Source organism: Microvirga arsenatis, from assembly GCF_009910705.1.
GTDB classification, from domain to species: Bacteria; Pseudomonadota; Alphaproteobacteria; order Rhizobiales; family Beijerinckiaceae; genus Microvirga; species Microvirga arsenatis.
In genome coordinates, this window is sequence record NZ_JAAAXJ010000010.1 from 90,052 (window position 1) to 110,274 (window position 20,223).

19 protein-coding genes and 2 pseudogenes are annotated in these 20,223 nt (G+C 66.4%); 16 read left to right on the forward strand and 5 right to left on the reverse strand.

Translation table 11 applies throughout. From position 1 onward, the window contains the following. Positions 1-30 precede the first annotated feature (30 nt). From GR303_RS17440 to GR303_RS17465, 6 genes are all read left to right on the forward strand, one after another. The gene (locus tag GR303_RS17440; protein ID WP_161724305.1) at positions 31-1,338 is read left to right on the forward strand and encodes a replication-associated recombination protein A; all 1,308 of its coding nucleotides are present in this window, start codon (positions 31-33) and stop codon (positions 1,336-1,338) included. A gap of 54 nt (positions 1,339-1,392) precedes the next feature. Continuing rightward, on the forward strand, positions 1,393-2,085 hold the full coding sequence (locus GR303_RS17445) for a tetratricopeptide repeat protein (protein ID WP_161724307.1): 693 nt from the start codon (positions 1,393-1,395) through the stop codon (positions 2,083-2,085). 9 nt (positions 2,086-2,094) lie between these two features. After that, a complete protein-coding gene (gene crcB, locus GR303_RS17450; protein WP_161724309.1) occupies positions 2,095-2,481 on the forward strand; it encodes a fluoride efflux transporter CrcB in 387 nt (128 codons plus the stop codon). A 42-nt stretch (positions 2,482-2,523) separates the two neighbouring features. Beyond that, positions 2,524-3,768, forward strand: coding sequence for an RluA family pseudouridine synthase (locus tag GR303_RS17455; protein WP_161724311.1), 1,245 nt, complete (start codon positions 2,524-2,526; stop codon positions 3,766-3,768). A 108-nt stretch (positions 3,769-3,876) separates the two neighbouring features. Further along, the gene (locus GR303_RS17460) at positions 3,877-4,338 is read left to right on the forward strand and encodes a hypothetical protein (protein WP_201752114.1); all 462 of its coding nucleotides are present in this window, start codon (positions 3,877-3,879) and stop codon (positions 4,336-4,338) included. A 120-nt stretch (positions 4,339-4,458) separates the two neighbouring features. Then, positions 4,459-5,049: a GNAT family N-acetyltransferase gene (locus tag GR303_RS17465; RefSeq protein ID WP_161724312.1), complete on the forward strand. Its 591-nt coding sequence runs from the start codon at positions 4,459-4,461 to the stop codon at positions 5,047-5,049. Positions 5,050-5,060: 11 nt separating this feature from the next. On the opposite strand, the pseudogene GR303_RS17470 reads toward GR303_RS17465, so the two are convergent. After that, positions 5,061-5,529: pseudogene (locus tag GR303_RS17470) on the reverse strand (5' nucleotidase, NT5C type). A 138-nt stretch (positions 5,530-5,667) separates the two neighbouring features. Here GR303_RS17470 and GR303_RS17475 point away from each other — a divergent pair. Then, entirely contained in the window at positions 5,668-5,943 is a 276-nt protein-coding gene (locus tag GR303_RS17475) for a GNAT family N-acetyltransferase (protein ID WP_161724314.1), read from the forward strand. 116 nt (positions 5,944-6,059) lie between these two features. Further along, positions 6,060-7,832: an ATP-dependent zinc metalloprotease FtsH gene (gene ftsH / locus GR303_RS17480; RefSeq protein WP_343038469.1), complete on the forward strand. Its 1,773-nt coding sequence runs from the start codon at positions 6,060-6,062 to the stop codon at positions 7,830-7,832. A gap of 25 nt (positions 7,833-7,857) precedes the next feature. On the opposite strand, the gene GR303_RS17485 is transcribed toward ftsH, so the two are convergent. Then, the gene (locus GR303_RS17485; protein WP_161724318.1) at positions 7,858-9,726 is read right to left on the reverse strand and encodes a sensor histidine kinase; all 1,869 of its coding nucleotides are present in this window, start codon (positions 9,724-9,726) and stop codon (positions 7,858-7,860) included. A 190-nt stretch (positions 9,727-9,916) separates the two neighbouring features. On the opposite strand from GR303_RS17485, the gene GR303_RS25200 reads away from it, so the two are divergent. The 3 genes from GR303_RS25200 to GR303_RS17495 all read left to right on the forward strand — a co-directional run bounded on the left by GR303_RS25200 (position 9,917) and on the right by GR303_RS17495 (position 11,565). Beyond that, positions 9,917-10,042 (forward strand): hypothetical protein, encoded by a 126-nt coding sequence (locus GR303_RS25200; RefSeq protein WP_281351493.1) that lies wholly within the window; start codon positions 9,917-9,919, stop codon positions 10,040-10,042. A gap of 39 nt (positions 10,043-10,081) precedes the next feature. Then, positions 10,082-10,759, forward strand: a complete 678-nt coding sequence (locus GR303_RS17490) for an HAD-IA family hydrolase (protein WP_161724320.1) — start codon at positions 10,082-10,084, stop codon at positions 10,757-10,759. A 65-nt stretch (positions 10,760-10,824) separates the two neighbouring features. Continuing rightward, complete coding sequence (locus tag GR303_RS17495; RefSeq protein WP_246205677.1) at positions 10,825-11,565, forward strand: ATP12 family chaperone protein; 741 nt, start codon at positions 10,825-10,827, stop codon at positions 11,563-11,565. 68 nt (positions 11,566-11,633) lie between these two features. Here the strand turns inward: GR303_RS17495 and GR303_RS17500 are convergent, their stop codons facing one another. After that, complete coding sequence (locus tag GR303_RS17500; protein WP_161724324.1) at positions 11,634-12,011, reverse strand: hypothetical protein; 378 nt, start codon at positions 12,009-12,011, stop codon at positions 11,634-11,636. 152 nt (positions 12,012-12,163) lie between these two features. On the opposite strand from GR303_RS17500, the gene GR303_RS17505 reads away from it, so the two are divergent. Beyond that, positions 12,164-13,696: an acyl-CoA carboxylase subunit beta gene (locus tag GR303_RS17505; protein ID WP_161724326.1), complete on the forward strand. Its 1,533-nt coding sequence runs from the start codon at positions 12,164-12,166 to the stop codon at positions 13,694-13,696. Positions 13,697-13,698: 2 nt separating this feature from the next. Continuing rightward, on the forward strand, positions 13,699-14,781 hold the full coding sequence (locus GR303_RS17510) for a PLP-dependent cysteine synthase family protein (protein ID WP_161724328.1): 1,083 nt from the start codon (positions 13,699-13,701) through the stop codon (positions 14,779-14,781). Positions 14,782-14,915: 134 nt separating this feature from the next. Here GR303_RS17510 and GR303_RS17515 read toward each other — a convergent pair whose 3' ends face one another. Together GR303_RS17515 and GR303_RS17520 are read right to left on the reverse strand one after the other, a co-directional pair. Beyond that, positions 14,916-15,533, reverse strand: coding sequence for an alpha/beta hydrolase (locus tag GR303_RS17515; protein WP_161724329.1), 618 nt, complete (start codon positions 15,531-15,533; stop codon positions 14,916-14,918). A 147-nt stretch (positions 15,534-15,680) separates the two neighbouring features. Further along, positions 15,681-16,610: a ring-cleaving dioxygenase gene (locus GR303_RS17520; protein ID WP_161724331.1), complete on the reverse strand. Its 930-nt coding sequence runs from the start codon at positions 16,608-16,610 to the stop codon at positions 15,681-15,683. 317 nt (positions 16,611-16,927) lie between these two features. Between GR303_RS17520 and GR303_RS17525 the strand changes: the two genes are divergently transcribed. From GR303_RS17525 to GR303_RS17535, 3 genes and pseudogenes are all read left to right on the forward strand, one after another. Then, entirely contained in the window at positions 16,928-17,341 is a 414-nt protein-coding gene (locus tag GR303_RS17525; RefSeq protein ID WP_161724333.1) for a hypothetical protein, read from the forward strand. Between the two features lie 189 nt (positions 17,342-17,530). After that, complete coding sequence (locus GR303_RS17530; protein ID WP_161724335.1) at positions 17,531-19,531, forward strand: acetyl-CoA carboxylase biotin carboxylase subunit; 2,001 nt, start codon at positions 17,531-17,533, stop codon at positions 19,529-19,531. Between the two features lie 150 nt (positions 19,532-19,681). Continuing rightward, positions 19,682-20,095: pseudogene (locus GR303_RS17535) on the forward strand (gamma-glutamylcyclotransferase family protein); the annotation flags it as partial. Positions 20,096-20,223 lie beyond the last annotated feature (128 nt).

The window sequence follows — 20,223 nt, forward strand, 5'->3', positions numbered from 1 at the left end:
ATGGCAGGTTCGATTTGAGTCCTGTCCATCATGAGCGATCTGTTTTCTTCCGCCGGTCTCGACCAGAACGCGCCCCGTCCCCTGGCGGACCGGATGCGGCCGACCACGCTCTCCGAGGTGGTCGGCCAGGATCACCTCGTGGGACCGGACGGGATCCTCACCCGGCTCATCGCCTCCAAGTCCCTGGGCTCGCTGATCTTCTGGGGACCGCCCGGCACCGGCAAGACCACGGTCGCCCGTCTGCTCGCCCATGAGACGGACCTGCATTTCGAGCAGATCTCCGCCATCTTTTCCGGCGTGGCCGATCTCAAGAAGGTCTTCGAGTCTGCCCGGCAGCGCCGGTCCCTAGGCAAGGGCACGCTGCTCTTCGTCGACGAGATCCACCGGTTCAACCGGGCCCAGCTCGACGCTTTTCTCCCCGTCATGGAGGACGGCACGATCACTTTGGTCGGCGCCACCACCGAAAACCCGTCCTTCGAGCTGAATGCGGCGCTTCTCTCCCGCGCCCGCGTGCTCCTGTTCAAGTCGCTCGAAGAGGAAGCGATCGAGAGGATCCTGAAGCGGGCGGAGGAGATCGCAGGCAAGGGCCTGCCGCTCGACGAGGAGGCGAGGGCGTCGCTGGTCCGCATGGCCGACGGGGACGGGCGGGCGGTGCTGACGCTCGCCGAGGAGGTCTGGCGCTCGGCCAAGCCCGGCGAGGTCTTCGATGCGGAGCAGCTGCAGGAGATCATCCAGCGCCGCGCGCCCATCTACGACAAAGGGCAGGAGGGGCACTACAACCTCATCTCCGCCCTGCACAAGACCATCCGCGGCTCCGACCCGGATGCGGCACTCTACTATCTCGCGCGCATGCTCGATGCCGGCGAGGACCGGCTCTTCATTGCCCGCCGGCTGGTGCGGGCGGCGGTCGAAGACATCGGCATGGCCGACCCTCAGGCCCTCGTGATCGCCAATGCGGCCAAGGACGCCTTCGACTTTCTCGGTTCGCCCGAAGGCGAACTCGCTCTGGCGCAGGCGGCGGTCTATCTCGCCACCGCGCCCAAGTCGAATGCCCTCTACACGGCCTACAAGTCCGCCATGCGGGTGGCGAAGGAGAACGGCTCCCTCATGCCGCCGAGGACCATTCTGAATGCGCCCACCAAGCTCATGAAGAAGATCGGCTACGGCGAGAACTACCGCTACGACCACGATGAGCCGGATGCCTTCTCGGGGCAGGACTACTGGCCCGAGAAGCTCGGGCGGCAAACCTTCTATGAGCCGGTGGACCGGGGCTTCGAGCGGGAGGTCCGCAAGCGTCTGGACTGGTGGGAGAAGCTGCGGCGGGAGAGGTCTGGTTGATGTAACGTTGGAACGGGCATCGGTTCGGGTAAGCTCACCTTAGAGGAGGAGCTTATGAAAACTGTTCTCGCGCTCGTGCTTGCATTTCTGGTGACGGCCTCGCTTGCGATGGCCCAGACGCCGAAGGCCGAAGTCGCTCCGGGCGTCAGCGTGACCCGGAAAACCTATCGGGTGCCGGACAACGAAGCTCCATTCTACAATTTCGTCGAAAAGAGCGAAGCCCAGAAAGCATCCGACCAGAAGTTCGTTGCTGCGGTCCTGGAGCGGGTTCCCGATCGGGGGAGGGCGGCCGGCATGACCATCGAGACCGGCATGCGTGCCTTCCTGGCTCAGAACGACGTTGCCACCGCTGCCAAGCGCTTCAACCAGGCGTATTTGCTCGACCCGCAGCAGAGCGGCATCTATCACGGCTTCGCGCTCGTAGTGGCCACCCGCTTCAACGACTTCGCCTATGCCGACGAGCTCTTCCGGCTGGCGGCACGCATGAAGTCGCCGGCCTTGCCCCTGCGCGCCGATCACGGCCGCATGCTGCTGATCGCAGGCCGCCCGGTGGAGGCGAAGCCCTTGCTTGAGCAGGCAGTGAAGGACACCCCGGATTGGGCCGTGCCGCGGATGAATCTCGCCTGGGCCACCCTCCAAACGGGAAGCCGGGATGAGGCCTGCCGGCTCGCCGCTCAGGTGAGGGGGGAGGGCATGGAGAACATCGAGCGTGATTTGGCCGTGTTCAAGCAAAAGGCAGGCTGTTAGCCTGGAGGCATGACTTCCTACCTCCTCGTCTTTCTCGGCGCCGGCCTTGGCGGAGCCCTGCGCCACGGCGTGACTATCGGCTGCGCTCGTGTATGCGGCACGTCCTTTCCCTGGGGCACACTTGCGGTGAACGTTGTCGGCTCCTTCGCGATGGGAGCCATGGCCGCATGGCTCGCCCTCAAGGCCGGAGAGGGGTGGAGCGAGCCTCTCCGGCTCTTCCTGACCACCGGGATCCTGGGCGGCTTCACCACCTTCTCGGCGTTCTCCCTCGACGCGGTGGTGCTGTGGGAGCGGGGGCAGACGGGCCTTGCGGGGATGTATGTGGCGGCCTCCGTGCTTCTCTCCATCGCAGGGCTGCTGGGCGGCCTTGCGGCGGTTCGGGCACTGGCCGCCTAAACCTCGATTGCCGCCCGCGTGGCGCTCTGGTACCCACACACCATGAGAAAAAGCGGTTCAGGACAGAATGGAGCCCGCAACGGGCGCTCGGGCACCCGGCAGGGCTTTCGGTCGCGCGATGACAAGCCCGCGCGCAAGGCGGCTCCGGCAAAGGCGCGTGCTCCGAAGGCGGTCGCCAAGGCCCAAGCTCCCAAGATCATGCGCGAGAAGCCTGCACGCTCCCGGCCGGCCCCGGAGGCTCCGCGCCAGCCCACCCGCGCTCAGGCCAGGGCCGAGGCCCAGGAGGTGCTGGCCACGGGCGTGCAGACCCTCGTGGTGGAGCCCGACGAGGCGGACATGCGTGTCGACCGTTTCCTCGTTGCGCGCTTCCCGCAACTGGCCTTCACCCATATCCAGCGCATCGTGCGTAAGGGCGAATTGCGCGTCGACGGCAAGCGGGCGCAGCCGAGCGACCGGCTCGCGGCCGGCCAGAAGGTCCGCATCCCGCCGCTCAAGCTCGACCAGCCGCGTCCGGTCTCCCGCAGCGCCGCCAAGGACCAGGACGACCGCGACTTCCTGAAGTCGATCACCCTCTACGAGGACAAGGACGTCCTCATCATCAACAAGCCCATGGGGCTGGCCGTTCAGGGCGGTTCGGGCACCAAGCGGCATGTGGACGGCATGCTCGAAACCCTCACCGGCGAGGATGGGCAGAAGCCGCGGCTGGTGCACCGTCTCGACAAGGACACGGCCGGCTGCCTCGTCATCGCGAAGACGCGGTTTGCCGCCTCCACCATGGCAAAATCCTTCCGCTCCCGCACCACGCGCAAGATCTATTGGGCGCTGGTTGCAGGCGTGCCGCGTGTGCGTCAGGGCCGGGTGTCGACCTATCTCGCGAAGGACGGCGAGGAGGGCGATGCGCGCATGAAGGTGGCCCGCCATGGCGACGAGGGCGCAAGCCACGCGCTGACCTATTATGCCGTGGTCGACACGGCGGCGCAGAAGCTCGCCTGGCTGTCCCTGAAGCCGGTTACGGGGCGCACGCACCAGCTGCGCGCCCACACCGCCCATATCGGCCATCCGATCGTCGGCGATCCCAAGTATTTCGACATCGAGAACTGGGAGCTGCCCGGCGGCATTCAGAACAAGCTGCACCTCCTGGCGCGCCGCATCGTCATTGCCCATCCGCGGACAGGCAAGCCCATCGACGTGACGGCGCCCCTGCCGCCCCACATGCAGCAGAGCTTCAACCTGCTCGGCTTCGACACCGGCCGCTACGACCCCATCGTCGAAGCGCCCGAGGATTAGCTTTTGCGATCTCCTTCGCTCCGGTCGCACTTTCGCCGCGCCGCGGGAGCAGCATCGGATCGCTCACCCAGCCAACAGGCTGTCTGAGCGATCGCATGGAGGAGATCGATGGAACACAAGCATCTTGATCAGCTCCGCAGCGTCGCGGATGTCCAGCCGCGACCCCTGTCCCGTCAGCAGCGCCTCGAGCGATGGATCGACCTGCTGGAACGCGATCCGACGCGCTGCCTGAACACCCTCGGCGAGATCGAGTACAAGCCGCCGGCGGAGCGCGCCCGGATCCGCGAGGACAACTCGCCTCTGAGCGTCGCCTACGAGGACCCGATCCTCCGCGCGGACGGTCTCGAAAGCGACCGGCTCGGCGATGCCATGCGCTATTTCGCACTGTCCGACGGGCAGGCTCACTATGCCCTGTGCTCGTGCCTCAGCGGAAGTACGATGGAGGCTGCGACCTGTGCGAAGAGGCTGCGCAATGCAACCGGCGACGTCATCTGGCGATCGGCGCTGAGCGCCTGGGCCTTGGTCGCCCTGGCGTTAGGTCTGCCGGGCCTGGTGTACCTGCTCGGCTGACGGCGCTGCACTGAAGAATTTGTGCGATCAGGAAGCGGTGAGCTTCCCGATATGCCTTGGCCGTTGCAGGCTCGTCCTGAATCGGGGACAAAGCGGCAGATCGGAAAAGGCACCCTTACCATGCTGCACATCGAGCCCGTGACCCTCGCAACGGACCGCCTGACCCTGCGCCCCTTGACCCTCGCCGACGTTCCGGCTCTTGGGGAGGCCGCCAGCGACGGCGAGCTCTGGGAGAAGAAGACCACGACCGTGCCCCGGCCGGAGGGCTTCGAGGCCTATGTGCAGAAGGCCCTGGAATTGCAGGCGACAGGCCTCGCATTGCCCTTCGCCACCGTGGTGAACGAAGGCAACCGGGTGGTCGGGTCGACCCGCTACATGAACATCGACGCCGCCAATCATAGGGTCGAGATCGGCACTACCTGGATCGCGAAGTCCTGGCAGCGGAGCTTCGTCAACACCCACGCCAAGTTCCTCATGCTCCGCCATGCCTTCGAGACATTGGGCTGCAACGCGGTGGAACTGCGAACCCATCGCCTCAACGATCAGTCCCGCGCCGCCATCGAGCGGCTGGGGGCCAAGCTCGACGGCATCCTGCGCCAGCACATGATCATGCCCGACGGGCATATCCGCGACACGGCGGTCTACAGCATCGTCCGGGACGAGTGGCCCACGGTGAAGGCCGGCCTGGAACGGAAGATGGCCGCCGGCTGACCGGGCTCCGGTCAGATGAACCCGTGCTCCCGCAGCCGCCTGATCGAGGCGGCTGCGCTCCGGTGGTGGATGAAGACGCCGCCGGCGCCTTCCCAGAGATGACGGTACTTGTCTCGATCATCGACTAGGGCCGTCGCCAGGGCGGCAATGCTCGCGCTTCAGGGCGGCGGTGGTGGTGATGACCTCCGTGCCGGGAAAGTGCCGCTCGGCCCAACGCCGCTTCTGGGGCTCCGCCCAGTTTCCGCGGGGAAGGCCTGTGAGGATGACCGGGCTGAGATGCCGAACGGCCTCGAACAGCTCCATGGCGTCAGGGAGGGGTTCCAGGGTGTTGAAGAAGTCCGGGGCGGCAGCGAGTTCCGACCAGAACCGCTTGAGGCCGAACCGGCGCTCGTACTCGGCCGGGGCCATGCCGAAGATCCGGGCGGCGCCCTTGTCGAAATCGGCCAGAACGCCGTCGCAATCCAGGGACACGGTCGGCATCGAGGGCATCTCCCTTTCCCTAACCCAGACTCAAACCTGCCTTGATCGACCTGGTTCCTGGCCGAGCTTGGCCGCTTGCGGAACGCCGCTGCACGGATCACGTTGGTTTCAAGGATTGTCTGTCAGGTGGGTTGAGGCATGGGCAGTACGGTTCGGGACAATGTGGAGCGCCGTCGATTCGAGCTGGAGCGGAACGGGCAGATAGCCTTCGCCGCCTATGAACGGCGCGGGTCCGATCTTGTCATCCGCCATGTGGAAGCTGCCATTCCCTTGCGCGGCACTGGAGCGGCCAGCGAGCTGATGCAGGGCATTGTCGAGATCGCCCGCTCCGAGGGGCGGAAGATCACGCCCCTGTGCGGCTATGCCTGGGCCTGGATCCGGCGCCATAAGGAGTACAGCGACCTCCTGAACTGAGCCGCCGTCCCCCTCCATTCGTTGGGTGTGCCCATTCGCCGTACTGTGGTCTGCGGCAAAATAGACTAAACAGCGCCTCCGCTAAGAACTTAAATTGCGCTTTGGGGGCGCTGCCGGTGACCAACGTTCTCGAAAAAGCAAGACAGCTGCTCGCCAGGAAGGGCGTCGCTGCCTTCGCCGCCATTCTCGTCCTGATCATTGCCGGCGCCGTGTTCATGGCGCCCCGCCTGCTGGCGGAGCCGGTGGCCGAGATCAGCTATTCCGACTTTACGCGGGAGCTCGCCGGCAAGAAGGTCCAGAGGGTGCTGATCGAGAGTGGCGGGCTCACGGTGACCATGGCCGACAGGCACGTCTTCGTCCGCATGCCGAGCGGCCTCGTGAGCGCCGACTATATCGAGCGGATCACCGCATCGGGCGCCGAGGTCGATTTCAGGAAGCCGGGCTTCGATCCGGCCCAGATGGCGAGCATCCTCGTGCCGCTGGTGCTGGTCGGAGCCGTTCTCTTCATGCTGGCCATCCAGACCGACTTCAAGCCCACCTCCCGCTGGCCCAAGGTGGTCCGCGGCATCACCAACCGCTTCGATGACGTGGCCGGGCAGGAGGAGGCGAAGGCCGAGCTGCAGGAGGTGATCGCCTTCCTCAAGGATTCCGAGGCGTTCACGAAGGTAGGCGCCCGCATTCCGCGCGGCCTGCTGATGGTCGGGCCGCCCGGGACCGGCAAGACCCTGATCGCCAAGGCGCTGGCCGGTGAGGCGGGAGTCTCCTTCATGGCGGTTTCAGGCAGCGACTTCTCGGCGCCCCTGATCGGCATCGCCAAGGGACGGGTCTCCAAGCTCTTCGAGCAGGCGCGCAAGAAGGCGCCGTGCCTGATCTTCATCGACGAGATCGACGCCATCGGCCGCAAGCGCGGCGGTGGGGGATCGGCCGCGGACCGGGAGTTCGAGTCCACCCTGAACCAGCTCCTGGTGGAGATGGACGGCTTCAACACCACCCAGGGCGTGATCGTGATCGGCGCCACGAACCGCGTCGACGTGCTGGACCCCGCCCTGCTGCGGCCTGGGCGCTTCGACCGCCAAGTGCATATCGGGCTGCCCGACATCGCCGGCCGCGAGGCGATTCTCAACGTCCACGCGCGCAACGTGAAGCTGGCCCGGGGCGTGAGCCTGGCTGCCATCGCGAAGGGAACGCCCGGCTTCTCCGGCGCCGATCTCGGCAATCTCCTGAACGAGGCTGCGATCTTCGCGGCGCGCGAAGGCGTCGAGGAGGTCACCCGCGAGCATCTGGAGGCAGCCCGCAACAAGATCATGATGGGCCTGGAGCGCCGCTCCCTCGTGATCACGGACGAAGAGCGTCGCCTCGTCGCCGTCCATGAGGCGGGACACGCCCTCTGCGCCTGCCTGCTGCCGGCCTCCGACAAGGTGCACAGCGCCACCATCATTCCCCACGGCCAGGCGCTCGGCCTCGTCATGCGCCTGCCGGAGCATGACCGGTTCTGCATTCCCGTGGAGAAGCTCGAGGCAGACCTCATCGTCGCCATGGGCGGACGCGCGGCGGAGGAGGTGGTCTTCGGTCCGAAAAAGGTGACCACCGGCGCTGCCAGCGACATCGCCCATGCGACCAGCATCGTCACCAGGATGGTGACCGAATGGGGCATGAGCCCAGCCATCGGCATGGTCCGAATCGCCCGCTCCGGCGACAGCCTCCCGCGGGAGGTCGAGCAGGAGATTCGCCGGATCATCGACGAGATGTACGAGGCCGCCAAGGCTTGCATCGAGAGTCACCGGGATGCGCTGGATGCCTTGACGGAGGCGCTCCTGGAGCACGAAACCGTCGAAGGCGACGAGATCCGCCGGATCGTGCTGAAGCAGAAGCCGCGGCTCGCAGCCTGACGCGGCGATCGGACGTCCTCCGCCTCTACATGACCGGTGTGGCGGGGGGCGCCTGTCCTACAAGTGGAAGCGTCGCCCTGATCGAGCAGATCAGCCCTGCGGGCATGAAGGCGATGCTGACGTCCCCGTGCAGCTCCTGAGCCAGGCTGCGCTCGATCAGCCGGGTGCCGAAGCCTTTGCGGGTCGGTTCGGCCACAGGCGGCCCGCCCGTTTCCTGCCAGACCAATTCGAGGCCTTTCCCTCCCCCGGTGCCAGTCAGGGTCCAGCGGATGGCAATTCGGCCACCCTCGGTGGAAAGTGCGCCGTATTTCACCGCGTTGGTTCCCAGCTCCTGCAGCGCCATGGCAACCGACAGGGCGACTCGGGGCGGCAGGCGCATGTCCTCGCCCTGTATGTCGAAGCGCCCGTGGCCCTGGCTCTGGAAAGGGGCGATCCCCTGCTGCACGACCTCCTGCAGGGAGGCGCCATCCCAATGTTCCCGGGTCAGCACGTCATGCGCCCGGGACAGGGCGAGCAGCCGTCCCTCGATGGCGCTGCGGGCCTCGGCGGCGCTTGCCGCGTTCCTCAGGCTCTGGCTGGCGATGGACTGGACCGTGGAGAGGGTGTTCTTGACGCGGTGGTTCAGCTCGTTGAGCAGAAGCCTCTGGTGCTCCTCGTTCTTCTTTCTCTCGGTGATGTCGAGAGCAACGCCCAGCATCCGCATGGGCTGTCCGTTCCGGATGTCCTGCAGTTCCGCCCGCAGCAGGAGCCACCGCGGGGTGCCGTCATACCCGACGATCTGCAGCTCGCTCTCCACATATCGCTCACCTCGGGCGAGGGCCCCCACCGCAGCCTCCTGAAGGCGTCCACGCTCCCCCGGGTAATAGCGCGAGCGGATCTCCTCGGACGTCAGCGAAATGTCGGACGGAATGCCGAGCAGCCGGTTCAGCTCAGGGTTGACGCCGATGGTGTCGCTGGCCGCATCGAGTTCCCAAATGGCCATGCGACCGGCATCGAGAGCAAGGCGCAGGCGCGCCTCGCTCTGGGCCAGGGCATTCTGGGAGTGCCAGTAGCCCGTAATGTCGGAGATCAGCACATAGAAGCCGTCCACTTCACCGTCGGCGTTCCGCTCGGGGATGTACTCGGTCTTGACGTAGCGCTTGCCGTCCGGGAGCTCCACCCAGGCTTCGTAGCCGACCGGCTGGCCCGCAAGAGCAGCCTGGACGAAGGGCTTGATTGCCTCATAGCGCATCCAGCCCAGAACATCCCGCAGGTGCGCGCCCTGGATGCTCTCCGGCGAGCAGCCCAGCCATGTCTCATAGGCCTTGTTGTTGAACCGGTAGCGGTGCTCGGCATCCACATAGGCGATGAGAACCGGCAGTCTGTCCGTAACCTTCCTGAGCCGTTCCTCGCTCTCGCGCAGCGCGGTCTCAGCCTCCTTGGACTGCGTGACATCGCGGCAGCAGACGGTGAGGCCGCCCCCGGCCAGGGGATGGATGGTGAACCAGAGCCACCGCCCGGCAGACTGGACCTCCACCTGCAGCGGCTCCCGGCTCCTCAAGGCCGCCTCATGGAAGATCCATGCCTCGGACGTCGCGCCCTCGGGCAGGGCATCGGCCAGTGACCGTCCGATCAACTCCTCCCGCGGCTTGCCCCACAGCAGGCAGGCGTGCCGGTTCGCATGGGTCAGGCGGAGGTGCTCGTCGACGGCATAGAAGGCATCGGGGATGCCCTCCAGCACGCCCTCGAGCAGGGTTGCAGGGGCGGCCTGTCCCTCTGGCGCCCCCCGAAACCGGATCTGCTGCTCGCGGCTTTCGCGCTCCAACCCGATCAGGCTCATGGGGCGTACCCCAGGGCTCCCGACCATGGGGAGGGCGGATGCGGGCGAGTGATCGTCGGGGTTGCTGGGCGGCATGTCCAACGGCTTTCGTCCTCACCGGATGGCGGGAGTGCGACCCGGAGCAGGCGATTGATCGTGTCTGAGGTTACAGTGTGGCATGATCGGTGGCAACGCGGCCCAGCGAAGTTTTGGGGTTAAGGCTGCGGCCGTTCTGGCGGGACGGAGGATTTTCCCCTAAGGTGCCGGCGCCTAGGGGGATTGTTACATGAGACGACTGATCCACGCCGTGGTCGTGATCGGCTTGGGCCTGATGGCTACGGCCTGCGACAAGTGCGGGAACTGGAACATCAACACGCCGCAGTTCTGCCACGCGGCCAAGCCGCAGGGTTAGCGACCGGCCAGCCCTGCCAGCAAGATCCGAGATTGCCTCTTGAAGCTCGTTCTCTTCGACGTCGACGGCACGCTGGTCGACAGCCAGAACATCATCGTTGCAGGTTTGCGGGCGGCCTTTGAGGCCCACGGCCTGGAGGCGCCGAGCCGCGAGCGGTCCCTTTCGATCGTCGGGCTCTCGCTTGCCGAGGCCTTCACGGTTCTGGCCGGCCCGAAAGGACCCATCGACAGCCTCGTCGCGGCCTACAAGGAATCTTTCGTCCTGCTGCGGCAGGATCCCGCTTTCGATTCCCCGCTCTTTCCCGGCGCCGAGGCCTGCCTGCGCTGGCTTCACGGCCGCGGCGACGTGGTGCTGGGCGTGGCGACGGGCAAGTCCAGGCGCGGCGTCAGGCATCTGCTCGATCAGCATGGCTGGCATGGGATCTTCTCCGTGATCCAGACGGCGGAGGACGCGCCCTCCAAGCCCCATCCGGGCATGATCCTGCAGGCGATGGACGCGGCGGGAATCGGCGCTGCCGACACGGTGATGGTGGGCGATTCGAGCTACGACATGGCCATGGCCCGGGCCGCCGGGGTGCTGCCGGTCGGCGTCTCCTGGGGCTTCCAGCCCGTCGCGGCCCTTGTCGAGGCGGGGGCGGGCCGCATCGTGAACTCCTACGCGGAACTGGAGGAGAGTCTGCAGGAATTTCTCGAACGTCCCTCGCAGAAAATAGCCTGAACGCCTATTTCTCCGCCATGACCGACTCACGAGACTGGTTCCCTTCGAACGAGGAACCGAACCCCATGCGCGCCGCCCAGGCCGGCATGAAGCCTGCCCTGCCCAAGCGCTTCTACAAGCACGCCGGCATCGAGGAGCGGGACGGCTTGTTTCATCTTACCCTCGACGGGCGCACCGCGAAGACGCCCAACAGGCAGGCTCTAGCCGTGCCCTCCCGGGCCTTGGCCGAGGCCCTGGCCGAGGAATGGCAGGCGCAGGGGGGCGAGATCGACCCCTCGACCATGCCCGTGACCCGGATCGTGAATTCCGCCATCGACGGCGTTGCGCCGCGGCAGGCCGAAGTGGTGCATGACTTGGTCCGTTATGCCGGATCCGATCTCGTCTATTACCGGGCCGGGGAGCCCGAGCGTCTGGCCCGCTCCCAGGAGGCTGCCTGGAGCCCGGTTCTCCACTGGGCCAAGGAGGCGCATGGCGCCCGCTTCAGCCTAGGCGAGGGGGTCATGCATGTGGCGCAGCCGGAAGAGGCGGTGGCGGCGATCCGCCGGGCCATCGAGCGCATCGACTCGCCCTTTGCACTGGCCGCGCTGCACGTCATGACCACGCTCTCCGGCTCGGTCCTGATCGCGCTGGCCCATGTTGCGCAGCGTCTCGATGCGGACCAGGCCTGGGCCGCCGCCCATGTGGACGAACTCTACCAGGAAAGCGTCTGGGGCGAGGATTACGAAGCCATGGAACGCCGCCGCCGGCGCGAGGCCGACTTTCGGGCCGCTTCCCTCGTCTACCGCCTGACGGCCCCAGAGAATTAGGAAGAGCCAGACTTGCAAAAAACCGCCGGCGCTGGGCACCGGCGGTCTCATGATTCCTGCCTTCAGGATCAGGCGCGCTGGAAGTTGATCCCGCACTTCTTCTGGACGGAAGCGCCCTCGATGGCCTGCATCTGGCCCTTGAGGCGGGCGAGTTCCGCCGTCTGGGCGTTGTTGCCGCTCACGAAGAAGGCCGCAGGCCAGAAGACGATGAGAGCCGCCGTCGTGGCAACCGCATCCTTCGTGCGCTGGGAGTCCTGGGCGCCGGCAGCGGCGGAAGCGGCCGCGCTGACGCGCTGGGCCTCGGCAGCGAGTTCCCGGCAGCTATAGCTGCTGTACATGGACGGCGAGACGTAGGATGCCGCGACATCCTCCGAGCGGCTGGCGCAGCCGGCCGCCACGAGGGACAGGGAAGCGGCAACGGCCGCGAACTGGATGGTCTTCTTCATGGTCAGCCCCATAAAACGTAATAACGATTCTTTGGTAGCGTGCCTTGCCGCGCCTGTGAAGTGCTGTGGAGCACACGTCCATAGTGGGATTTTGACGCTGGCACGGCTGTGCTAAGCGGGGGATCATTTTCCCCGGTAGTCAGGGACCAGCCATGAAAGACATCCTCGAACGGCTCGAAGAGCGGCGGGCCCAAGCCCGCCTCGGCGGCGGCGAGAAGCGCATCGAGGCGCAGCACGCCCGCGGCAAGCTGACCGCCCGCGAGCGCATCGAGCTTCTGCTCGACAAGGGCTCCTTCGAGGAGTTCGACATGTTCGTCGAGCACCGCTCCTCGGATTTCGGCATGGACAAGGTGAAGATCCCCGGCGACGGCGTCGTCACCGGCTGGGGCACCGTCAACGGCCGCACGGTCTTCGTCTTCGCCAAGGATTTCACCGTCTTCGGCGGCTCGCTCTCCGAAGCCCATGCCCAGAAGATCACCAAGATCCAGGACATGGCGCTCAAGATGCGCGCCCCCATCGTGGGCCTGTTCGATGCCGGCGGCGCCCGCATCCAGGAGGGCGTGGCGGCCCTCGGCGGCTATGGCGAGGTGTTCAAGCGCAACGTGATCGCCTCGGGCGTCATTCCGCAGATCTCGGTCATCATGGGTCCCTGCGCGGGCGGCGACGTCTATTCGCCCGCCATGACCGATTTCATCTTCATGGTGCGCGACCGCTCCTACATGTTCGTCACCGGCCCCGACGTGGTGAAGACCGTCACCAACGAGACCGTGACCTCCGAGGAGCTCGGCGGCGCCAAGGTGCACACCACCAAGTCGTCCGTGGCGGACGGCGCCTATGACAACGACGTGGAGGCGCTCCTCCAGGTGCGCCGGCTCATCGATTTCCTGCCCGCGAACAACATGGACGGCGTGCCGGAGATCCCGAGCTTCGACGATCCGAACCGGGTGGACGACAGCCTCGACACCCTGATCCCGGACAACCCGAACAAGCCGTACGACATGAAGGAGCTGATCCTGAAGGTCGTGGACGAGGGCGATTTCTTCGAGATCCAGGAGGCTTACGCCAAAAACATCATCACCGGCTTCGGGCGCATCGAGGGCCGCACGGTCGGCTTCGTGGCCAACCAGCCGATGGTGCTCGCAGGCGTGCTCGACTCGGATGCCTCCCGCAAGGCCGCGCGCTTCGTGCGCTTCTGCGATGCCTTCAACATCCCGATCGTCACCTTCGAGGACGTGCCGGGCTTCCTGCCGGGCACGGCGCAGGAATATGGCGGCCTCATCAAGCACGGCGCCAAGCTGCTCTTCGCCTATTCCGAGGCCACCGTGCCGCTGGTGACGGTGATCACGCGAAAGGCCTTCGGCGGCGCCTATGACGTGATGGCCTCAAAGCATATCGGCGGCGACATCAACTACGCCTGGCCCACGGCGCAGATCGCCGTGATGGGCGCCAAGGGCGCAGTGGAAATCATCTTCCGCCAGGACATCGGCGATGCCGAGAAGATCGCGGCCCGGACCAAGGAATACGAGGACCGCTTCATGTCCCCCTTCGTGGCGGCGGAGCGAGGCTACATCGACGAGGTGATCATGCCGCATTCGACAAGGCGGAGGATCGCACGGGCGCTCGCGATGCTCCGTCACAAGGAGACGGAGCGGCCCTGGAAGAAGCACGACAACATTCCGTTGTGACCATGCCGGCTTCTTGCCCCCGCTCTTGGGTCTCCACCGCCATCCAGATCATCGAGGCGGATTTCAACCGCTCGTCGGACACGCATCTCCTGCGCGTGCCGCTGCCGGCCATGCCGGGCGTGTCGCTGTATCTCAAGGATGAATCGACCCATCCCTCGGGCAGCCTCAAGCATCGTCTGGCGCGGTCGCTCTTTCTCTACGGGCTCTGCAATGGCTGGATCGGGCCGGAGACGACGATCGTCGAGGCGTCGAGCGGCTCGACGGCCGTATCGGAGGCATACTTTGCCCGGATGCTGGGCCTGCGCTTCATCGCCGTGATGCCGCGTTCGACCTCGGCCGAGAAGATCGCGCAGATCGCCTTCTATGGCGGCGAAAGCCATTTCGTGGATTCGCCCGCCCAGATGTACGAGGAGAGCGCGCGGCTCGCGGAGGAACTCGGCGGCCATTACATGGACCAGTTCACCTATGCCGAGCGGGCGACGGACTGGCGCGGCAACAACAACATCGCCGAATCCATCTTCAGCCAGATGAGCCAGGAGGAGCACCCGATCCCGACGTGGATCGTGGTGGGGGCGGGGACCGGCGGCACCTCGGCGACGCTCGGGCGCTACATCCGCTATCGCCGCCTGCCGACGCGGTTGTGCCTCGCCGATCCCGAGGCCTCCGTGTTCCACCGGCACCTCGCCGACCGCAGCGTGTGCACCGTCTCAGGTGCCCCTTCCGTGATCGAAGGAATCGGCCGCCCGCGCTGCGAGCCGTCCTTCGTGCCGGAACTCATCGACCGTGCCACTGCGGTGCCGGACGCGGCGAGCATCGCCGCCGCGCGGGTGCTGTCGCGCCGCATCGGCCGCTCCTGCGGCGGCTCCACGGGCACGAACCTTTGGGCCGTGGCGCAGATCATCGGAGAGATGGTGAAGAACGGCGAGCAGGGCTCCGTCGTGACGCTGCTGTGCGATTCCGGCGAGCGCTATCGCAGCACGCATTTCGACGATGCCTGGCTGGCCTGCCGCGGCATCGACATCAAGCCGGCCGAGGACGCCATGGAGCGGTTTTTCGAGACCGGGGTTCTTCAAAGCACCAACTAGCAGACTCTGACCTCATCCTGAGGAGGCGCGTCAGCGCCGTCTCGAAGGAGGATCCAGAGAGCACTGGATCCTCCTTCGAGACGCAGCCTTACGGCTGCTCCTCAGGATGAGGCTTGTGCTTGAACAAGCGGCTCTTACTTGCCGTTCCCGGCAAACCACCTCACCAGCAGCTGCAGATCCGTCTGCGACAGGTTGTGACCCGTTGGCAGCACCTCGTGCCGGACCTCGGCGCCGGAGGCGGAGAGGGACGCGGCGAGTCGTTTCGAGTTGTCCGCCGGAATGATCGGGTCCATGGCGCCCGAGATCATCAGCACCCGCTTGCCGGCAAGGCCGGCCTGCGGTGCATGGGACAGCGGCACCATGGCCCGCAGCAGCGCGGCGCCGGAAAGTGCCTCCGGACGCAGCATCAGCATGGCGGCGGCGATGTTGGCGCCGTTGGAGAAGCCCACCGCGACCGGGGCCTCCAGCCCATAGGCCTTTCGCGCCTCCGCCACGAAATCGGCAAGCTCGTTGGCGCGGGATCTGACATCCTCCTCATCGAACACGCCCTCGGCGAGACGCCGGAAGAAGCGGGGCATGCCGTTTTCCAGGACCTTGCCGCGCGGGGAGAGCAGGGCAGAGCCGGGGGAGATCATGCGGCCGAGGCCGAGAAGGTCGTTCTCGTCGCCGCCCGTGCCATGGAGCAGCAGGAGGGGCGGGCGGCCCGGGTCCGTGGCGGGCTCGTAGCGGTGGATGAAGGAGAGATCGGTCATTGGATTCCTCGAAAATTTTCCCTCTCCCCGGAGCGGGAGAGGGTGCCCTGCGCAGCAGGGTGGGAGAGGGGCTGTGCTCGACCGGACCTCCCCTCTCCCGGCTCACTTTCGTTTGCCACCCTCTCCCGCAGAGGGAGAGGGGAAGGCTTATGCCAGTTCCGGCAACCGGGCCTCGATGTCGCTCCGCCGAGGCTCCAGGAAGGCAGGGAGCTTCAGCTCGGTGCCCAGATTCTCCTGCGCCTCGTCCGCTGCGAAGCCCGGCTCGTCGGTGGCGATCTCGAACAGGATGCCGCCAGGCTCCTGGAAATAGACCGATCGGAAGTAGTTGCGGTCCTTCTGCTCCGTGGTCCGCAGGCCGTGGTTCTCGGCGAGCTTTCTCACCATCTCCTCCTGGTCGGCATCGTCCTTGGCGCGGAAGGCTACGTGATGCACGGAGCCGCCGCCCATGCGGCCCGGAAGGAAGCCGCCGGCGCTGCGGATGTCGACCGTCGAGCCCATGAGCGCATCCGTCCGGTAGCGCACGAGGGAGCCCTCGCGGGCCGCTTCCCGGAAGCCGAACACGTCCGTCAGAATCGCGCCCGTCCGCTCGCCGTTCTCGACGAGGAGCGTGACGCCTTCCAGTCCGCGGATGGCATGCTCCGCCGGGATTGCGTCCGCGATCCAGGCCGGTTCGGCCTCCGCCCCCGGAATGCCCACGAGGGCGAGGCTCGTGCCGTGCGGGTCCTTGAAGGTCATGACGCTCTGGCCGAGGCGCTTCTCAACGCGGCCGTGCTCCACGCCCTGCTCGATGAAACGGTGCGCCCAGAAGCCCAAGGCGCCCTCCGGCACGCGGAAGGCGGTCTCCTGAGTGGTGCCGACCCCGTTGCGGCCGGGCGCCACGTGCTCCCAGGGGAAGAAGGTCAGGATCGAGCCCGGCTGGCCGAGGCTGTCGCCGAAATAGAAGTGATAGGTGCCGGGATCGTCGAAGTTGACGGTCTTCTTGACGAGGCGCAGGCCGAGCACGCGGGTGTAGAAGTCGAGGTTGCGGCGGGCGGGGCCTGCAATGGCTGTGACGTGATGGATGCCGTGGTGCCGCATGGCGGTATTCCTTAATGGGCAGCCGCGGATTGCGCTGCCGTGACAGAGACATATGGGCCGACCTGCGCCGCTGAAGGGCGGAAAGGAAGACCTTGCGGCATTGCAAGGCTCGCGAGGCCTCGCCGGCAAATCCGCGCGGCGCTTGGGAAATCCGCTTCGGCAAGAATCCGGCAACCAAAGTCTCTCAACAAGGCTTAACCTCAACGGCGATTCAGCATGCCGCGTTAACGGTTTAGCCCTCCCGGCCGTGTGAATGTCCTCCCGCACAAGCGATCAACCGGCATTGAGCAGAAGAAGAGCCGGGAGGAGTCAAACGGATGTTGACGGATCAACTTCGCGATTTCATCGACCGTGTTTCGGACAGAGGTCATGTCTCCGAGGACGACGTGAGGATGCTCGAGGGTGAGATCCTTCGGGACGGCATCACGAGCCGTCTCGAGGCCGAGTCGCTGCTGGCGCTCGACCGCATCGTCACCGCCGCGGAAGGCTGGGGCACGGCGCTGGCCAGGCTCATCGCCGATTTCGTCGTCTGGAAGCGTGCGCCTCAGGGCGCGGTCAGCAACGACGACGCCTTATGGCTTGCAACCCTCCTGGAGGTGGGCGGGCCGTCCCCGAACGCCATGGCCATCGCCTATGCCATCCTCGACGAGGCGGGCCATGTGGATGTGGCGCTCCTCGACTTCATCATGCGCGGCCGCCAGCAGGCGCGGCTTTCCCAGATCGCCGCCTGACGGACCTGGACCGTCTAAAGCTAAATGCTGAACCAAGCCCCGCTTCCCCAAGGCACGGATGTGCAGTAACGGAGGTGGGGCTAACTTTTTTGGTGAGCGCATCGCTCAAAGCGAAAACCGGGGCCGCTTTTTCGCTGACGCCGCCCCCGGGTCGCGCGATGCGCCATAGGGTGGAGCGTTCGAGGGTTCATGTTCGACAAGATCCTGATTGCCAACCGGGGCGAAATCGCGTGCCGGGTCATCAAGACCGCCCGGCGCATGGGCATCAAGACGGTGGCCGTCTATTCCGACGCCGACCGGGATGCCCTCCATGTGGAAATGGCAGACGAGGCCGTCCATATCGGCCCAGCCGCCGCCGCCCAGTCATACCTCGTCATCGAAAAGATCGTGGAGGCCTGCAAGGCCACCGGCGCCCAGGCCGTCCATCCGGGCTACGGCTTCCTCTCCGAGCGAGAGGCCTTCCCGAAGGCGCTGGCCGAGGCCGGGATCGTGTTCATCGGCCCGAACCCCGGCGCCATCGCCGCCATGGGCGACAAGATCGAGTCGAAGAAGGCGGCCGCGGCCGCGAAAGTCTCCACGGTCCCGGGCTTCCTCGGCGTGATCGAGGGACCCGAGCAGGCGGTGCAGATCGCCAACGAGATCGGCTATCCGGTCATGATCAAGGCCTCCGCCGGCGGCGGCGGCAAGGGCATGCGCATCGCCCATTCCGCCGACGAGGTGGCCGAAGGCTTCGCCCGCGCCAAGTCGGAGGCGGCCTCATCCTTCGGCGACGACCGGGTCTTCATCGAGAAGTTCATCACCGATCCGCGCCACATCGAGATCCAGGTGCTCGGCGACAAGCACGGCAACGTGATCTATCTCGGCGAGCGCGAATGCTCGATCCAGCGCCGCAACCAGAAGGTGATCGAGGAGGCTCCGTCGCCGCTCCTGGACGAGGAGACCCGCCGTCGCATGGGCGAGCAGGCGGTCGCTCTCGCCAAGGCCGTGGGCTATGATTCCGCCGGCACGGTGGAGTTCGTGGCCGGCCAGGACAAGTCCTTCTATTTCCTCGAGATGAACACCCGCCTGCAGGTGGAGCACCCGGTTACCGAGATGGTCACCGGCATCGACCTCGTGGAGGAGATGATCCGCGTGGCCGCCGGCGAGCGCTTGAGGCTCACCCAGGCTGACGTGAAGCTCAATGGCTGGTCGGTGGAAAGCCGCATCTATGCGGAAGACCCGGTCCGCAACTTCCTGCCCTCCACCGGACGCCTGGTCACCTACCGCCCGCCGCAGGAGGGGGAGCAGGACGGCGTCACGGTGCGCAACGACACGGGCGTCTACGAGGGCGGCGAGATCTCGATCTACTACGATCCGATGATCGCCAAGCTCGTGACCCACGCGCCGACCCGCATCCAGGCCATCGAGGCCCAGGCGCGGGCGCTCGACGCCTTCGCCATCGACGGCATCCGGCACAACATTCCCTTCCTCTCCGCCCTGATGCAGCATCCGCGCTGGCAATCCGGCAAGCTTTCCACCGGCTTCATCGCCGAGGAGTTCCCGCAAGGCTTCAAGGCGCCTGCGCCTCAAGGGGAGGTGGCGCTGCGCATGGCAGCCGTTGCCGCCGCCATCGACCACCTCATGAACGAGCGCAAGCGCCACATCTCTGGGCAGATGCGCGGCGCTTCCGCCGTCCGCTTCGACCGGGAGCGGGTGGTGCTTCTGGGCCGGGAGCGCCATGACGTGGTGATCGAGGATGTGGACGGCGGCATTGCGGTGGCGATCGGCGGCCAATCCTGGCCCATCGAATCCGGCTGGGTGCCGGGCGAGCCGGTCTGGACCGGCTCGGTCGGCGGCGGGACCATTGCCGTGCAGGTGCGGCCGATCCTGAACGGCATGGTGCTCTCCCATGCGGGCGCCTCGGCCGAGGTGCGGGTCTATACCCGGCGCGAGGCGGAGCTGGCGGCGCTCATGCCGGAGCGGCAGGAGGCCGATACGGGCAAGCAGCTTCTGTGTCCGATGCCGGGCCTGGTGAAGGCGATCAGCGTCTCCCAGGGCCAGGAGGTGAAGGCCGGCGAGCCGCTCTGCATCGTCGAGGCCATGAAGATGGAAAACGTGCTGCGCGCCGAGCGCGACGGCACCATCGCCAAGATCCACGCCAAGGAAGGCGACAGCCTCGCGGTGGATGCGGTGATCCTGGAATTTGCCTAAGTAACACCATCATAGCCCTCATCCTGAGGAGGCCGTAGGTCGTCTCGAAGGATGAGGGCGTTTCCAGCGCCCGCTGGACCCTCCTTCGAGACGCCGCCTTCAGCGGCTCCTCAGGATGAGGTTTGAGCAGTGGCATGAAGGATAGACATCATGCCCCTCTATTTCGCCTACGGTTCCAACATGGACCGAGCCGCCATGCTCGGACGTTGCCCGGCCTCGAAGCCGGTCGGCATCGGGCGGTTGATGCGTCACCGCTTCGTCATCTTCGACGAGGGCTATGCCACGGTGGTGCGCGATCCGCAGCGGGCGGTGTGGGGCATGGTGTGGGACCTGGCGCTTGCCGATGTGCCGGCGCTCGACCGCTACGAGAGCCTTTCGACGGGCCTCTACACCAAGGCGGTCCAGCCCGTGGTGACGGCGCAGGGGCCGCGCCGGGCGATCGTCTATGTGGGGCGGAGCGCGAAGCCCGGCACGCCGCTGCCCGGCTACATGGAAGGCGTGGTCGAGGCGGCCAGGCATGCGGGCCTGCCGGAGGATTACATCCGCAGCCTGGGCGTGTGGCTGCCGAAGACCCGGGCTTCGGCGCCGGTCCCCCAGGAACCCAGGGTTCGCCCCCTGTGGCACGCGCCTCCTGGGACGGACCGAAAACCCCGCTGAGCGGGATCGTCGCTTCTTCCCAGAACCTTTGCCGT

What these genes read in the sequence shown, in the direction of transcription:
- GR303_RS17440 (WP_161724305.1), top strand. Translation starts at nt 31, where the DNA reads ATGAGCGATCTGTTTTCTTCCGCCGGTCTCGACCAGAACGCGCCCCGT.
- GR303_RS17445 (WP_161724307.1), top strand. Translation starts at nt 1,393, where the DNA reads ATGAAAACTGTTCTCGCGCTCGTGCTTGCATTTCTGGTGACGGCCTCG.
- crcB (WP_161724309.1), top strand. Translation starts at nt 2,095, where the DNA reads ATGACTTCCTACCTCCTCGTCTTTCTCGGCGCCGGCCTTGGCGGAGCC.
- GR303_RS17455 (WP_161724311.1), top strand. Translation starts at nt 2,524, where the DNA reads ATGAGAAAAAGCGGTTCAGGACAGAATGGAGCCCGCAACGGGCGCTCG.
- GR303_RS17460 (WP_201752114.1), top strand. Translation starts at nt 3,877, where the DNA reads ATGGAACACAAGCATCTTGATCAGCTCCGCAGCGTCGCGGATGTCCAG.
- GR303_RS17465 (WP_161724312.1), top strand. Translation starts at nt 4,459, where the DNA reads ATGCTGCACATCGAGCCCGTGACCCTCGCAACGGACCGCCTGACCCTG.
- GR303_RS17475 (WP_161724314.1), top strand. Translation starts at nt 5,668, where the DNA reads ATGGGCAGTACGGTTCGGGACAATGTGGAGCGCCGTCGATTCGAGCTG.
- GR303_RS17485 (WP_161724318.1), bottom strand. Translation starts at nt 9,726, where the DNA reads ATGCCGCCCAGCAACCCCGACGATCACTCGCCCGCATCCGCCCTCCCC.
- GR303_RS25200 (WP_281351493.1), top strand. Translation starts at nt 9,917, where the DNA reads ATGAGACGACTGATCCACGCCGTGGTCGTGATCGGCTTGGGCCTGATG.
- GR303_RS17495 (WP_246205677.1), top strand. Translation starts at nt 10,825, where the DNA reads ATGCGCGCCGCCCAGGCCGGCATGAAGCCTGCCCTGCCCAAGCGCTTC.
- GR303_RS17500 (WP_161724324.1), bottom strand. Translation starts at nt 12,011, where the DNA reads ATGAAGAAGACCATCCAGTTCGCGGCCGTTGCCGCTTCCCTGTCCCTC.
- GR303_RS17505 (WP_161724326.1), top strand. Translation starts at nt 12,164, where the DNA reads ATGAAAGACATCCTCGAACGGCTCGAAGAGCGGCGGGCCCAAGCCCGC.
- GR303_RS17510 (WP_161724328.1), top strand. Translation starts at nt 13,699, where the DNA reads ATGCCGGCTTCTTGCCCCCGCTCTTGGGTCTCCACCGCCATCCAGATC.
- GR303_RS17515 (WP_161724329.1), bottom strand. Translation starts at nt 15,533, where the DNA reads ATGACCGATCTCTCCTTCATCCACCGCTACGAGCCCGCCACGGACCCG.
- GR303_RS17520 (WP_161724331.1), bottom strand. Translation starts at nt 16,610, where the DNA reads ATGCGGCACCACGGCATCCATCACGTCACAGCCATTGCAGGCCCCGCC.
- GR303_RS17525 (WP_161724333.1), top strand. Translation starts at nt 16,928, where the DNA reads ATGTTGACGGATCAACTTCGCGATTTCATCGACCGTGTTTCGGACAGA.
- GR303_RS17530 (WP_161724335.1), top strand. Translation starts at nt 17,531, where the DNA reads ATGTTCGACAAGATCCTGATTGCCAACCGGGGCGAAATCGCGTGCCGG.